This window comes from Solibacillus sp. FSL H8-0538 (assembly GCF_038003525.1).
Lineage (GTDB): Bacteria > Bacillota > Bacilli > Bacillales_A > Planococcaceae > JBBOPI01.
The window spans coordinates 1,089,080-1,103,363 of record NZ_JBBOPI010000001.1 but is presented as its reverse complement, the minus strand read 5'-3'; the positions used below and the strand labels follow the sequence as shown (position 1 = coordinate 1,103,363).

Sequence of the window (14,284 nt, the reverse complement as noted above, 5' to 3'; positions counted from 1 at the left end):
TGTTTCATGCAAATTGCTATTAGAAAGACACATCTCGCCCAAACTAGGGCGAGATGCTGTCCTTACTTATATAAATAAGAAAGTTCTACTTTCTTTTCCACTAAAAAAAATCGGCAAAATCTTCATGATTTTGCCGATTTTACTTTTATCGCTTACCTTTAATATACGGTTGACCGGACGCTTTTGGCGCTGTAGCTTTGCCGATAAATCCAGCTAAAGCAAGAATCGTCAATAAGTACGGAAGTATTTGTAAATATACAGCTGGAATTTCTTGAATATATGGTATTTGGTTTCCTGCAATACTTAAAGTTTGCGCTAAACCGAAGAATAGAGCAGCACCTAAAGTACCAAGTGGATGCCATTTACCAAAGATTAATGCAGCGATGGCCATGAATCCTTGACCTGCAATTGTTGATGCTGAGAAATCAAGTGTAATTGTTTGTGCATATGCAGCACCACCGACACCCGCAAGCGCACCAGAAATCATTACTGCTATATAACGCATTTTTGAAACATTAATACCCATTGTGTCAGCAGCCATAGGGTGTTCCCCGACTGCACGTAGACGTAATCCGAATGGCGTTTTATAAATAACGAACCATGCCACAAAGGCAACAACGAACGCTAAAATCGAAACACTATATACATCGTGGAATAATAGATTGCCGATGAACGGAATATCGGATAGCACAGGAATTTCAAAGCGTCTAATTGGCGCTTGAATCATATCCGTTTGCCCTTTATCATAAATCAATTTCACTAAGAATACTGTAACAGCCGCACCAAGCATGTTGATGGCAACCCCTGTAACAGTTTGATCTGCACGGAATGACACAGCGGCTACAGCTAACAGTAAAGAGAAAATTGCACCCATTACTAATGCAGCTAATATCGCAATCCAAATAACCGAAGAACCGAATTGATCATAATATTCTAAGTTGACATAAATGCCGACAAAGGCGCCGACGACCATTAACCCTTCCAGTCCGATGTTGACAACACCTGATCGCTCAGAAAATACACCACCGATACCCGTGAAAATTAACGGTGTGGCATATAAAATTGCAGAAGGGACGATAAAGTATAACATTTCTAAAAAGCCCATGTTATTTGCCCTCCTTATTCTTTCTAAATTTTTCTAACGCTAATCGAATTACGTAACCTGATGCTACGAAGAAAATAATTAATGCAATAATAATTGATACAATCTCCTCTGGAATACCAGCAGCATTTGGCATGTTTAGAGCGCCGTATTTTAATGAACCGAATAGAGACGCGCCAAAAATTACCCCTAATGGTGTGTTGGCACCTAGTAAGGCAACTGCGATCCCGTCAAATCCGATACCTGAGAAACCAGCCTTAATGGAGGCATTTTGGAATGTACCTAACGCTTCCATCGCACCTGCTAAACCAGCGAAAACACCTGAGATTGTCATAGCTAAAATAATGTTTTTATTGACATTCATCCCTGCATATTCAGCTGCATGTTGGTTAAATCCTACTGCCTTTAACTCATAACCACGCGTTGTTTTTTCTAATATGAACCACATTAAGAGTACCATTAATAGTGCCACGATAATCCCTAAGTGAAGACTAGAATTATCTGTAATTTCGCGTAGCCATGGCATACGTAATGTGGCAGATTCTAAAATCGTTGGCGTTTTGAAGCCACCGTCAGATACATTTTTAATAATTGCATTGGTAATATATAGCGCCGTGTAGTTTAACATAATTGATGCAATAACTTCATGTACTTTTAACTTCGCCTTTAAGAAGCCGACGATAAATGCCCAAAAAGCACCAGCAGCAGCAGCCGCAAGTAACGCTAGCGGTAAGTGGATAACGCGTGGTAGCTCAAATGCGTATCCTACGTAGGCTGCAGCTAACCAGCCCATTAGTAGCTGGCCTTCAACACCGATATTAAATAGTCCTGTACGGAATGCAAAGGAAACCGCTAGACCTGATAAAATATACGGTGTAATTTGGCGAATTGTATTACCAATTGAATATGAATCTCCAAAAATACCATTCCACAGTGCGATATATCCATTTACAGGATCATATCCACTGACAATCATTACAACAGCCCCAACTAGAAGACCGATAATAATCGAAACAACAGGAACGAGTATATTCACAACACGATTTGACATCTATTCGTTCCCCTCCTTCTGGCTCTGGGCATTGCGACTTTCCCCCGCCATTAATAAGCCTAATTCTTGCTCGCTTGTTTCTTTCGGATACACTGTATCAACAATGATGCCGTCATAAATTACAGCAATTCGGTCTGAAACATTCATCACTTCATCTAATTCGAATGAAATTAATAGTACTGCTTTTCCATTGTCACGTTGTTCAATTAAACGTGAGTGAATGAATTCAATCGCCCCAACGTCTAAACCACGTGTTGGTAAAGCTGCGATTAGTAAATCCGGGTTACGGTCTACTTCTCGTCCAATAATTGCTTTTTGCTGATTACCACCAGATAACGCACGCGCCGGTGTCATTTCACCTTGGCCTGTACGAACATCGAATTCTTCAATCACTTGACGTGCTTTTTCAGAGATTTTTTTATAGTTCATCACACCATTTCTAGAAATCGGTGCTTGATAGTAGGTTTGTAGTGCAATGTTATGACCAATTGGGAAGTCTAGTACTAAACCGTGCTTATGACGGTCTTGAGGAATATGTCCAATGCCAGCTTCCGTAATTTTACGCGGCTTCATGCCTGTAATATCTTGTCCATTTAATTTAACCGTACCACTCTTCACTTTACGTAAACCTGTAATTGCTTCAATTAGCTCCGATTGACCATTGCCGTCAATCCCCGCAATCCCAACAATTTCACCACGGCGTACGTTTAAGTTTAAGCCTTTTACTTTTTCGATCGCACGATAATCAGTTACGACTAAATTTTCAATTGACAGTACTTCTTCTGTTGGGTTCGCTTCGGTTTTTTCCGTTTTAAAATCAACTTGGCGACCAACCATCAGTTCAGCTAATTGGTTCGGGTTTGTTTCAGCTGTAACAACCGTACCAATCCCTTCCCCTTTACGGATAATCGTTACGCGGTCTGATACTTCCATAATTTCTTTCAGCTTGTGCGTAATGATAATAATCGATTTACCTTCTTTAATTAATAGCTTCATAATCGCCATTAATTCGATAATTTCCTGCGGTGTTAGTGACGCAGTTGGCTCATCGAATATTAAAATTTCTGCACCACGGTACAATGTTTTTAATATTTCAACACGCTGCTGCATCCCGACTGAAATATCTTCAATTTTTGCATATGGATCTACGTCTAAGTTATATTTTTTAGAAAGTGCCGCTATATCTTTTGCTGCGTCTTTTACGTTTACTATGCCACCCTTAGTTGGCTCACTTCCTAGAATAATATTTTCAGTTACCGAAAAGTTTTCAACTAACATAAAATGTTGATGAACCATTCCGATTCCTAGATTATTTGCTACGTTCGGATCAGTAATCTTTACTGATTCTCCGCGTACTTTGATTTCCCCAGCTTCTGGCTGATAAAGTCCAAAAAGCACGTTCATTAAAGTCGATTTACCTGCACCATTTTCACCAAGTAGTGCATGAATTTCGCCTTTTTTTAGTTGGAGGGTGATGTTGTTATTTGCTACAAACCCGCCAAACTCTTTACGGATATTAAGCATTTCAATCACGAATTCCAATATATTCACTCCCTTAGGCTAAATTAAATTTTAAAATTAACACATGAAAGATTTTTTTAAAAACCTTTCATCTATTAATTTTATTAAACTATTATTACTAACTTCCACTAATAGGAAAACTTTTCCTGCAAATCAATGAAATTGTCATCTGTCATTCATTTTAACTAGATTATACGAGAAAAGCATTTATTTTGGCGCAAAATAACGCTTACATTTCCTAATTTTTAAAAAGTTCAGATAGGACGCATTAATAAAAATTATCTAAAAAATCGTTAAAACTAATAAAATCATCATAAGGGTAGAGTAAACCCCTATGATGATCCTTCATGCAAAATGTATTATTTAGCTGCTTCTGGAACTACAATTTCACCAGCAGCAATTTTAGCTTTGTAGTCTTCTACTAGGTCTAAAACTTCTTGTGGAATTGCGCCGCGTGAGTCAGCCAGGCCTACACCGTCTTCTGCTAAACCGTAAGTGATTGTTTCTCCACCTGGGAATTCACCGTTTTTAGCACGTGTAGAAATATCTACTACTGCATTATTTACACCTTTAAGCATAGAAGTTAATGTAATATTTGTTGCAGCATCGACTTGACCTTCAGCGTATTGGTCAGCATCTACACCGATTACCCATACGTTTGCGTTCGCGTCTTTTGCTTTACGCTCTTTCGCTTCAGAGAATACACCGTTACCCGTTGCACCAGCAGCGTGGAATATAATATCTACGCCTGAAGAGTACATCGCGTTAGCAGCAATTTTACCTTTAGATGCGTCATCGAAAGCTTCAGTATAGTTTACTTGGACTTCGATATCAGGGTTAACTGCTTTTGCACCCTCTACGAAACCAGCATGGAAGCGGTTGATTACTGGAATGTTTACGCCACCTACGAAACCGATTTTACCTGATTCAGACATTGAAGCTGCAACTACACCAGCAAGGAAAGCACCCTCTTGCTCTTTGAACATAATAGACGCTACGTTTGGCGCATCTACTACTGAATCGATAAGTGCAAATTGATTATCTGGATTTTCGCCAGCAATTTCTCCCATTGCGTCACCCATCATGAAACCAACCCCGAATACTAAATCGAAGTCACGACGTAATAAGTTGTATAGGTTAGTATTGTAGTCAGCATCTGAAGCTGATTGTAAGTAAGCATAACCGCCATCACCTTCAGCTAGGCTGTTATCTTTACCAAATTGTTGAATACCTTCCCAAGCTGACTGGTTGAATGATTTGTCATCAACGCCACCAACGTCAGTTACCATTGCTACAGAGAAATCGCCAGTAGCTGTTTCTTCAGTAGCAGTTGTACCTTCGTCCGTTTTAGAAGTGTCAGGTTTTGAAGTGTCTTCCTCAGCACCACAAGCACCTAAAATAGCACCAGTTGCAACAACAGATGAGATTAATAAACCAAATTTACGCTTTTTCATTAATGAGTCCCCCTCAAAGGTATTAGTAATTAGCAGGATTTTTAAAAACTTGTTCTACACCCGTTTCCGTACTACATGGAAGCTGAATTTATCAGCTCTGAAATAATTCTTCGAAAAAAGAACAAGACGGTCCGTATCGTCGTAATGAAATTGTTTCAAAACGAGTAATGCCGTCTCGGGCCCACAGTTTAAAATAGGCGAAACTTCCTCGTGGTAACCTACTGGATCGATATAAGTAATCGCATAGGAAACACGAATATGACCTGTCTGCTCGAGCGCCGAAAAAATCGATACATCTTGATTGTTTAAAAATTCTTGCGGCAGATAGCTTGCTGGTACTTTATCAATACAATAAACGACAGGTTCCCCATCTGCAGTTCTTACGCGTTCAATCGTGATAACATTGTCATCAATGTCGGTTTGGAAACGTGCTACATCATCTTCAGTTGGTCTGTCCTCGGTAGCACTCATAAAAATGGCGCCAGGTTCCATCCCAGCCTGTTCGATCATAGAAGAAACACTTGATAAATGCTCGATACCCGATGTAAACAACGGTTTCGGATTTACGAAAGTGCCTACGCCATGACGACGAACGATGATATTTTCCTCTTCCAATAGTCGCAGCGCCTCACGAAGAGTAGCACGACTTACTCCAAGTGACTTCGATAATTCAAATTCTGAAGGGAGCTTTTCATTTTCTTGATAAACACCTTTTTCAATATCTGATTTCAATCGGTCAATCACTTGCAAGTATAAATGACGATGATCCGCTTTAATAGACATTAATAATCACCACCAAAAATAAAGAGATCAGACATCTGATGTACAACATTCCTACTAATTCGTGAATAATATAACACTTTCATTAATAAAAGAAAATAGAATTATAAAAATCTGTATTAGAATAACTACTTTCAAGCATATTTTTTTGAATTTCGACAAAAAATTTTATAATTTGAATTATTGAGTGAATTTATTGATTTACAATATTAGCCTTATTTAATAAAACCTGTCTTGGCTTACTTCCTTCAGGAGGTCCGACAACTCCACGCTGTTCCATTTGATCGACAATGCGTGCAGCCCTTGAATAACCTATGCGGAACCTACGTTGGAGTAGTGATACAGATGCTGTTTGCATTTCTACTACAAGCTGTACAGCATTATCGTACAAATCATCCGTTTCTTCTGAAAAATCAGGCACCGGCTCATCTGATGGAATCATCGCTTCTTCATACTGTGCCTTTTGCTGTTCTATAACATTAAGTATAACACATTCCACTTCTGAGTCCGAAACGAACGCTCCTTGCACTCTTGTTGGCTTGGATGCCCCTGCTGGTAGGAACAACATATCCCCCCGACCGAGCAGTCTTTCCGCCCCTCCCATATCTAAAATCGTACGTGAATCCACTGCTGAAGATACCGCAAATGCAATTCGAGATGGAATATTTGCCTTAATGATACCAGTAATGACATCCACAGACGGTCTTTGCGTCGCAATAATTAAATGTATACCTGCTGCACGAGCCATTTGAGCCAACCTTGTGATGGCATCTTCTACCTCACTTGAGGCAACCATCATTAAATCGGCTAACTCGTCTACAATGACCACAATATACGGCAGTTTTGGATGCTTTTCTTCGTTGCTTTCATTGGACTGCTGAACATGCTCATTATATCCCTCAATATTTCTTGTTCCTGTATGTGAAAATAAATCATAGCGACGTTCCATTTCTGACACAACTTTTTGTAGTGCCTGAGCCGCCTTACGCGGATCTGTCACAACAGGTGCCAGTAAATGCGGAATACCATTATAAACACTTAGCTCGACCATTTTAGGGTCAATCATCATCATTTTGACTTCGTGTGGAGCAGCACGCATGAGAATGGAAATAATAATCCCATTGATACATACACTTTTTCCGCTACCGGTAGAACCCGCGACGAGTAAATGTGGCATTTTATTTAGCTCTGCTAAAATCGCTTGGCCGGTAATGTCACGTCCAAAGCTCATAAGTAGTTTGGCATCGGGCTTGTTATTTTCCTTCGCCTCTAATACTTCACGTAATGTCACAATCGCTACTTCACTATTTGGCACCTCAATGCCCACCGCTGATTTACCTGGAATCGGTGCCTCCATTCGTATGTCCTTCGCGGCAAGTGCTAATGCCAAATCATCCTGAAGGCTCACGATTTTACTTACTTTCACGCCTACATCAGGCATAACCTCATATTTAGTGACAGCAGGACCTAAATGCACCTGCGTCACCTTTGCTTTTACACCAAAGCTTGAGAACGTTTGCTCCAGTTTTTTAGCATTTGCTTGTATGACACTGTACTCACCACTTTGATCATGCTCAGGCGGAAGCTTTAATAATGTGACAGATGGCAATTGATATGATTCGTTTTCCATTGTTGGAACTAATTGCTCTACCTCATGTATATCAACAATATTTTCTACTTCTGGCGTGTTCTCAAGCACTTCTTGTTCATTATTTCTAACATTTATCATAAAATCCGAAATTACTGGCTCATCCATACTTGCTTGAGGGGTTAGGATTACTACAGGCTCCTCGTCTGCGGCTTCTTCACTGTGCTCACTTCTTGTACGCTTAGTACGTGTATTGCGTTCCGTCGTTTTAGCAGGTTTTGGTGATTTCTTCTTCACTATTTTTGCCTTTAATTTCGGTGCCTTTTCAATAATAAGCGGTACAAAGGCTTTACCTGTAATTAAAATAAACCCGATGGCAAATAGCACTGCTGCTGCTACTTTTGTTCCAGCTGAATCAAATAAAATATGTAACAAGCTGAATAATAGCGCGCCAACCATCCCGCCACCTAATGCACTGCTGCGATTCGCAATACCTTCTGTACTAATAAGCAGTCGCCACGTCTCGCGTAGGACTGAATTTGAAATGAGCGCACCGGCCTCATATAATTGCTGAAACAGCATGCTATGACTAAAAATTGCTAAGCTGCTGACAACAAATAAGACACCGCAAACGATACGACTATTAAAAGCAATGCCACGGCGGCGCACCATAAGCATTGATGCGATAAGCAAACATAAAAATGGCACAACAATATGCAAATTTCCGAATAAAAATATTGCTATTGAATGCGTAATTCTACCTACAATACCGTACTCAAAAAATTCAATGACAGCAAATGCAATAAAGACGAGGCCGACAATTTCATAGGCAAGAGGATGCATGTCATTATCTGTACTTGCTTTAGTTTTTGCCGGTTGTTTTTTTACTTTCCTAGCAACCAAAAGTTCCACCTGCTTCCAGTTATTTATAGAGAAAAAAAGGATCTTCTATGCCAAAATTGACATTGAAAACCCTTTTTTTAACAAAGTGCTTAATACTCCATAATAATCGGAATAATCATTGGACGGCGCTTTGTTTTTTGGAATAAGTATTGATTAAGTGTGTCACGGATCTCTTGTTTAATATTTGTCCATTCAAACGTGTCTTTATTCACATATTTCTCAATAACTGTACGCGCAATATCCGATGCCTCTACCATAAGTTGCTCTGATTCACGTACATAAACAAATCCACGTGATAAAATTTCTGGACCTGATGCAATTTTCTTTTGCGCACGGTTTAATGTGACTACAACGATGAAAATACCATCTTGAGATAGTAATTTACGGTCACGCAGTACGATATTACCAACGTCACCGATACCGATTCCGTCAATTAATACATTCCCTGCCTGTACGCGACCACTCATGCGCATTTTACCATTTTTATATTCAACAATATCGCCTTTATCCGCGATAAAAATTTGAGATTTTTGTAAGCCTGTTTGTTGCGCTAATTTAGAGTGCGCAATTAACATACGGTATTCACCTTGTATCGGCACGAAATACTTTGGCTTCATAAAGTTTAACATTAATTTTAAATCTTCTTGGCTACCATGACCTGATACATGTACTTTTTTATTTGAAGTTAACACAGTTGCGCCAGCTTTCGCTAATTGGTTCATCGTATTATACATTTGCACTTCCATACTCGGAGATGGTGTAAACGTAATTAATACTGTATCTGTGTTTTTAATTTTAATATCGCGGTGGTGTTTACGCACTATTTTATCAAGTGCTTCAAGTGGTTCACCTTTGTTTCCTGTCGCCATAATAATAATCTCATCATCTTGATATTTACGGATGTCACTAACCGGAATTAGAGTATCCTCGTCCACTTCTAAGTAGCCTAAGTTGACACCAAGATCAACAATTTTTTCTAGTGATTTTCCAACAATCGCTACTTTACGGTGTGCTTCTTGTGCTTGTTTAAACACTTGTTGTATACGAATAAAGTTCGATGCATAAAGCGCTACTAAAATACGACCTGGCGCAGAGTGGAATGTTTTAGCTAATTGCTCGCCAATCACTGTTTCACTCGTTGTATAGCCTGGGCGTTCAGCTTCAATTGATTCAGAAAGTAAAATGAAAACCCCTTCCTCACCAAGCTGTGCCATTTTTGCTAAGTCAGGCTTGAATTTACCTGTTGCAGATTGGTCGAATTTAAATTCTCCTGTATGCACAATTGCTCCTTCAGATGTGTGGAATACAACTCCTAATGAATCCGGAATACTATGAGTCGTATGGAAGAACGTCACATGTGTTGAGTTAAAGTTCATACGGCTATTATTTGTTACTTCGAAGAACTTCACTTGATGCGGAGCCGGTAGTTCTTTTAAATGCTCCTTGGCTAAAGCAATCGTTAATTTCGAACCGTATACAGGTGCTTTAATTTTCTTTAATACATAGGCAATGGCACCAATTGCGTCTTCATGTCCGTGCGTTAAGAAAATCCCTTTTACACGGTCTTTATTTTCTTCTAAATAAGTAATGTCTGGAATAACGATGTCGATACCAAGCATCTCATTTTCTGGGAACATTAACCCACTGTCTACGACGAAAAGCTCTTCATCGATTTCGATTACATACATTGATTTTCCGATTTCCCCTACTCCACCGAGAGGGATGATGCGGATTAATTCATTTTTCGTTTTTGTCACTTTTTTTCCTCCTAAAAATGTCCGAACAGCAACCACTTAATCCTCATTATACGGTGATAACGAGTGAAGCACAAATAAAAAAAGTCAATTTAGTAACGTTTTTGGAAATGCCAACATCTTTCTACTGATTTCCTCTAGTCTCTAAATGTATTTCAATTTACTATTTTCATATAAAAATGCCCATAACAGAGTGTTATGGGCACTTACTTTATATTCGCTGTTAAACGCTACAATTGTTTTTTTAGCTAATTCAACCGTGCTAAGCGTACAAACCGCACGACTTGCTGACTTCTGCGTTGTCACATGGATGTGACGCCTTTAGCAGAAGTACTTCTTTACATAACAACAACAATTTTATTTAACATAGCCAATTTTTAGTTCGCTTCTACTGAACGAAAGTGCTTCGCTTTTTCTTGATACGTATCCCAAATTTGATCGAATTCAGCTTTTTCAGCGTCTGTCATCTCAACCATTGGTAAACGAACATCTATTGTATCAAAGCCTAACTTTGTCATAGCGTATTTAACAGGTGATGGATTTGGATGTGCAAATAACGCCCGCACAAGTGGTATCAATGCACGGTGAATTTTTGCTGCATCTTCGTGACGCCCTTCACGGAACGCACGAACCATGTCTTGCATATCATTCCCCACAACATGCGATGCCACTGAAATAATACCTGCGCCGCCAATTGCTAATAATGGTAATGTTAAGCCGTCATCTCCGCTGTAAACAAGGAAATCTTCGTCTACACCTTCAATAATATCACTCATCTGATCTAAGTTGCCGCTTGCTTCTTTAATGCAAGTAATATTCGGAATATTGCTAAGTGAAATCGACGTTTCTGCTGTCACATTAATCCCGGTACGCCCTGGTACATTATAAACCATAATTGGAAGCTTTGTTTCTTTCGCAATCGTATCATAGTGGGCATAAATCCCACGTTGATTTGGCTTATTGTAATACGGAGCTACTAGCATAATGCCATCTGCTCCATTTGCCTCTGCATGGTGCGTCATTTCGATGGAGTACGCGGTTTCATTATCACCTGTACCGGCAATAACAGGTACGCGCCCTGCTACCTTCTCTACCGTAAATCGAACGACCTCAATACGTTCCTCTGTCGATAATGTTGGGTTTTCAGAAGTTGTTCCACACGCAATAATTGAGTCTGAACCATTATTTATTAAAAAATCTATAATTCGTTCAAGTTCCGGGTAATTCACACCGCCCTCTTTCGTAAACGGCGTAATCATAGCTGTACCAATATTCCCCAAATTCATACATACACCCCTCTTAAAGTAAGTTATCCTCTAACATCGCTTCTGCAATTTGAATTGAGTTCAGTGCCGCACCTTTTAATAAGTTGTCAGCAACGATCCACATATGGAATCCTTTTTTATTGTCTAAATCTTGGCGGATACGACCTACATAAGTTGGGTCTTCCCCTTCAGCATAAATTGGCATCGGGTAAGTTTGTGTTTTAATATCATCTTGCAGGACAATGCCCGGTGCATCCTTTAGTACATCAAAAATCTCTTGTAGGCTTGCGTCTTTTTCTACTTCAATATAAACAGATTCTGAGTGGCCTGATACAACTGGTACACGTACACATGTTGCTGCTACGTGAAGCTCTGGCATATGCAGTATTTTTTTCGTTTCATTAATCATTTTCATTTCTTCGTATGTAAAACCATTGTCCGTAAATTTGTCGATTTGTGGAATGACATTACGTGCGATTGGATAATGCTTTTCATCTGCTTTACATGGTAATACATTCGCTTCTACATTTTTACCAGCTTCCCACTGTGCGCTTTGTTCGCGTAGTTCTTCAATAGCTGCTACTCCTGATCCTGATACCGCTTGATAAGTCGATACAACCACCTTTTTTAGACCAAATTTTTCACGAACCGGTTGTAAAGCTGCTACCATTTGAATCGTTGAGCAGTTCGGGTTCGCGATAATACCGTTATGCTTTGCAAGGTCGCCACGGTTTACTTCCGGTACAACTAAAGGAACATTCGAATCCATACGGAAATGACTAGTGTTATCGATCACAACTGCTCCACGTTTAGCTGCTTCCGGTGCAAGTGCTGCTGAAACAGAGCCACCTGCTGAGAAAAATGCTACGTTTACGCCTTCAAAGCTTTGAGGTGTAGCTTCTTCAATCGTGTATGTTTGACCATTGAATTCAATTAGCTTGCCTGCAGAACGTGCTGAAGCTAAAAACTTTATATGTTGAATTGGAAATTTGCGTTTAATTAAATGCTCCATCATTTTTGATCCTACTGCTCCTGTCGCCCCAACGACAGCAACTATCAATTGTTTTGTCATATTATCATCTCTCCTCAAAACTAGTTACATAATGTTGGCTATTGTATCATATAAATTTCAAATTGTGTATGGTTATTTGATTATTTAAAATACTGTATAAATATTGGTTGGAATTGTTTTTTATGAACAATCGCACAATGCACAGTTTCAAGCATTTTACTGAAATCTGATATAAGTGAAGTGGGCTTTTTTTGAGGGTCGTCTTGACCAAAAGGAATAAAATATACATTTTTTGCATTGAGGAGCTTCATAATATTCATACCATTTAAGCCTAGTGCATCATTAGTAGAAATGCCAAGAACAACTGGCGATCCGTTACGTAAAGTTGCCTTTGCTGCCATAAGTACGGCACTATCGGTTGCTGCATTGGCAAATTTACTTATAGAGTTCCCCGTCATCGGTGCAATGACCATACAATCAAGCGGATTTTTTGGCCCGAACGGCTCTGCCTCCATAATGGTTGCAATCACCTTTTCTCCTGCAAGCGCCTCTATTTTTTCTATCCATTCTGCTCCCGTTCCAAAGCGTGTTGCAGCATGTAAAACAGATGGTGTAATAATCGGCACTACGGTCGCACCAGCATTGCGTAAATCCCTAATTTTTGGTACAACGTCCTCATATGTGCAGTGTGACGCTGTAATTCCTAATCCTATCCTTCTTCCTTCGAGCACGATTCTTCCCCCTCTAGTAGATCCAAAATCGTTTCATATAGTAACTGTGCCGCATCCTTTGCAAAATATTTCCCCGGCAATGCGGGTAATAGTTCATATTGCGAAAGTTTTAGCTCTTGTAAACATCCCGGGGCAGAAGCTAAATCATAAATAGGCATTGACAGGAGCTTTGTATAATCCCTTGTTAGCCACGGTGCTGGTATTGTATTAATCAATACATCCGCATTACACCGTATTTTCGGCGATAGTGTAATTGCTGTGTAGCCATATGCAAGTGCTTCTGCGCGCTGCGTTTCGGAACGTACAGCAATGATAATTTTTGCCTTCAGCTGACTAAATAGGTATGCAAGCATTTTTGCAACCCGACCAAATCCTGTAATCATAATTTTTTTTCCTTGTAGCGCCATGCCCTCTTTATATAAATGGGCAAGCATCGCCTCAGCTGTTAGTACGGCATTTCGCCAAATAAACGCTTCATTTTGCAAATAAAAATACAATGGTTGATTATTTAATTGTTGTTGCCATTGTTCTGTTAATTTCCCCGTAAAAAAATGCGCCTGTTGAATCCCAAATAGCTCTTTCACCTCTAGATGTAATGGTTGAATCGGTAGCACGATTCGCTGCGGGTGAAATTCAAGCGCTGCTGCATTCACTACTGCATCCCATTTATCTGTGCATTTATAATATACGGTACGCGCTGGATGACTTAATTTTTTTGCGAGGAGCTTCATACGCTCATCGGTACCAATGACAAACCAGCGCTCATTTGTCATACTTCTGGATGCGGTAAAGTCGTTGTCGTTTTATTGAATAAAATTCGGTCTTCACCAATTAGTAAAATCTCCTCCCATGGAATATACGCCACAGAAGCTGATTTCTTTTTTTGAAACGGCATCTTCATCGCCTGGGGTTGCAATTCAAATCCAATAATTTTACCAGTCTTCGGGTTAAATATACATTCCGTTTCTGCTAAAAACCCGTAACGCATCCCTTTTTCGACTTCAATCAACTCTTTTTCAGCAAGCTCTGATAACAGCATCTTTTTTCCCTCCTCTTACGCGAGCTTATCAATACTATATGCATGCTATATTTTGATTGTGCGATAGATGAATCAAAACTTTTT

Annotated in this window: 12 protein-coding genes; all 12 read right to left on the bottom strand. The window is 39.6% G+C overall.

Features of this window, described 5'->3' with window-relative positions:
• Positions 1–145: 145 nt before the first annotated feature.
• On the bottom strand, positions 146–1,105 hold the full coding sequence (locus MHH87_RS05060; RefSeq protein WP_340748240.1) for an ABC transporter permease: 960 nt from the start codon (positions 1,103–1,105) through the stop codon (positions 146–148).
• A gap of 1 nt (position 1,106) precedes the next feature.
• Positions 1,107–2,153, bottom strand: coding sequence for an ABC transporter permease (locus tag MHH87_RS05055; RefSeq protein ID WP_340748239.1), 1,047 nt, complete (start codon positions 2,151–2,153; stop codon positions 1,107–1,109).
• Positions 2,154–3,695 (bottom strand): ABC transporter ATP-binding protein, encoded by a 1,542-nt coding sequence (locus MHH87_RS05050; RefSeq protein ID WP_340748238.1) that lies wholly within the window; start codon positions 3,693–3,695, stop codon positions 2,154–2,156.
• Between the two features lie 338 nt (positions 3,696–4,033).
• Positions 4,034–5,128, bottom strand: a complete 1,095-nt coding sequence (locus MHH87_RS05045) for a BMP family lipoprotein (RefSeq protein ID WP_340748237.1) — start codon at positions 5,126–5,128, stop codon at positions 4,034–4,036.
• A gap of 54 nt (positions 5,129–5,182) precedes the next feature.
• Complete coding sequence (locus tag MHH87_RS05040; RefSeq protein WP_340748236.1) at positions 5,183–5,911, bottom strand: GntR family transcriptional regulator; 729 nt, start codon at positions 5,909–5,911, stop codon at positions 5,183–5,185.
• A gap of 190 nt (positions 5,912–6,101) precedes the next feature.
• Positions 6,102–8,339 (bottom strand): FtsK/SpoIIIE family DNA translocase, encoded by a 2,238-nt coding sequence (locus MHH87_RS05035; protein ID WP_340750883.1) that lies wholly within the window; start codon positions 8,337–8,339, stop codon positions 6,102–6,104.
• Positions 8,340–8,488: 149 nt separating this feature from the next.
• Positions 8,489–10,156: a ribonuclease J gene (locus MHH87_RS05030; RefSeq protein ID WP_340748235.1), complete on the bottom strand. Its 1,668-nt coding sequence runs from the start codon at positions 10,154–10,156 to the stop codon at positions 8,489–8,491.
• A gap of 374 nt (positions 10,157–10,530) precedes the next feature.
• Positions 10,531–11,439: a 4-hydroxy-tetrahydrodipicolinate synthase gene (dapA, locus tag MHH87_RS05025; RefSeq protein ID WP_340748234.1), complete on the bottom strand. Its 909-nt coding sequence runs from the start codon at positions 11,437–11,439 to the stop codon at positions 10,531–10,533.
• A gap of 13 nt (positions 11,440–11,452) precedes the next feature.
• The gene (locus tag MHH87_RS05020; protein ID WP_340748233.1) at positions 11,453–12,490 is read right to left on the bottom strand and encodes an aspartate-semialdehyde dehydrogenase; all 1,038 of its coding nucleotides are present in this window, start codon (positions 12,488–12,490) and stop codon (positions 11,453–11,455) included.
• Positions 12,491–12,570: 80 nt separating this feature from the next.
• Entirely contained in the window at positions 12,571–13,161 is a 591-nt protein-coding gene (locus MHH87_RS05015) for a dipicolinate synthase subunit B (RefSeq protein ID WP_340748232.1), read from the bottom strand.
• Entirely contained in the window at positions 13,140–13,934 is a 795-nt protein-coding gene (locus MHH87_RS05010; protein ID WP_340748231.1) for an NAD(P)-dependent oxidoreductase, read from the bottom strand. The genes MHH87_RS05015 and MHH87_RS05010 overlap by 22 nt, the downstream gene beginning before the upstream one ends.
• Positions 13,931–14,200, bottom strand: coding sequence for a YlmC/YmxH family sporulation protein (locus MHH87_RS05005; protein WP_340748230.1), 270 nt, complete (start codon positions 14,198–14,200; stop codon positions 13,931–13,933). The genes MHH87_RS05010 and MHH87_RS05005 overlap by 4 nt, the downstream gene beginning before the upstream one ends.
• Positions 14,201–14,284 lie beyond the last annotated feature (84 nt).

Coding starts and splice junctions, on each gene's coding strand:
- MHH87_RS05060 (WP_340748240.1), bottom strand. CDS start 1,105: ATGGGCTTTTTAGAAATGTTATACTTTATCGTCCCTTCTGCAATTTTA.
- MHH87_RS05055 (WP_340748239.1), bottom strand. CDS start 2,153: ATGTCAAATCGTGTTGTGAATATACTCGTTCCTGTTGTTTCGATTATT.
- MHH87_RS05045 (WP_340748237.1), bottom strand. CDS start 5,128: ATGAAAAAGCGTAAATTTGGTTTATTAATCTCATCTGTTGTTGCAACT.
- MHH87_RS05040 (WP_340748236.1), bottom strand. CDS start 5,911: ATGTCTATTAAAGCGGATCATCGTCATTTATACTTGCAAGTGATTGAC.
- MHH87_RS05035 (WP_340750883.1), bottom strand. CDS start 8,339: ATGCATCCTCTTGCCTATGAAATTGTCGGCCTCGTCTTTATTGCATTT.
- dapA (WP_340748234.1), bottom strand. CDS start 11,439: ATGAATTTGGGGAATATTGGTACAGCTATGATTACGCCGTTTACGAAA.
- MHH87_RS05020 (WP_340748233.1), bottom strand. CDS start 12,490: ATGACAAAACAATTGATAGTTGCTGTCGTTGGGGCGACAGGAGCAGTA.
- MHH87_RS05010 (WP_340748231.1), bottom strand. CDS start 13,934: ATGACAAATGAGCGCTGGTTTGTCATTGGTACCGATGAGCGTATGAAG.
- MHH87_RS05005 (WP_340748230.1), bottom strand. CDS start 14,200: ATGCTGTTATCAGAGCTTGCTGAAAAAGAGTTGATTGAAGTCGAAAAA.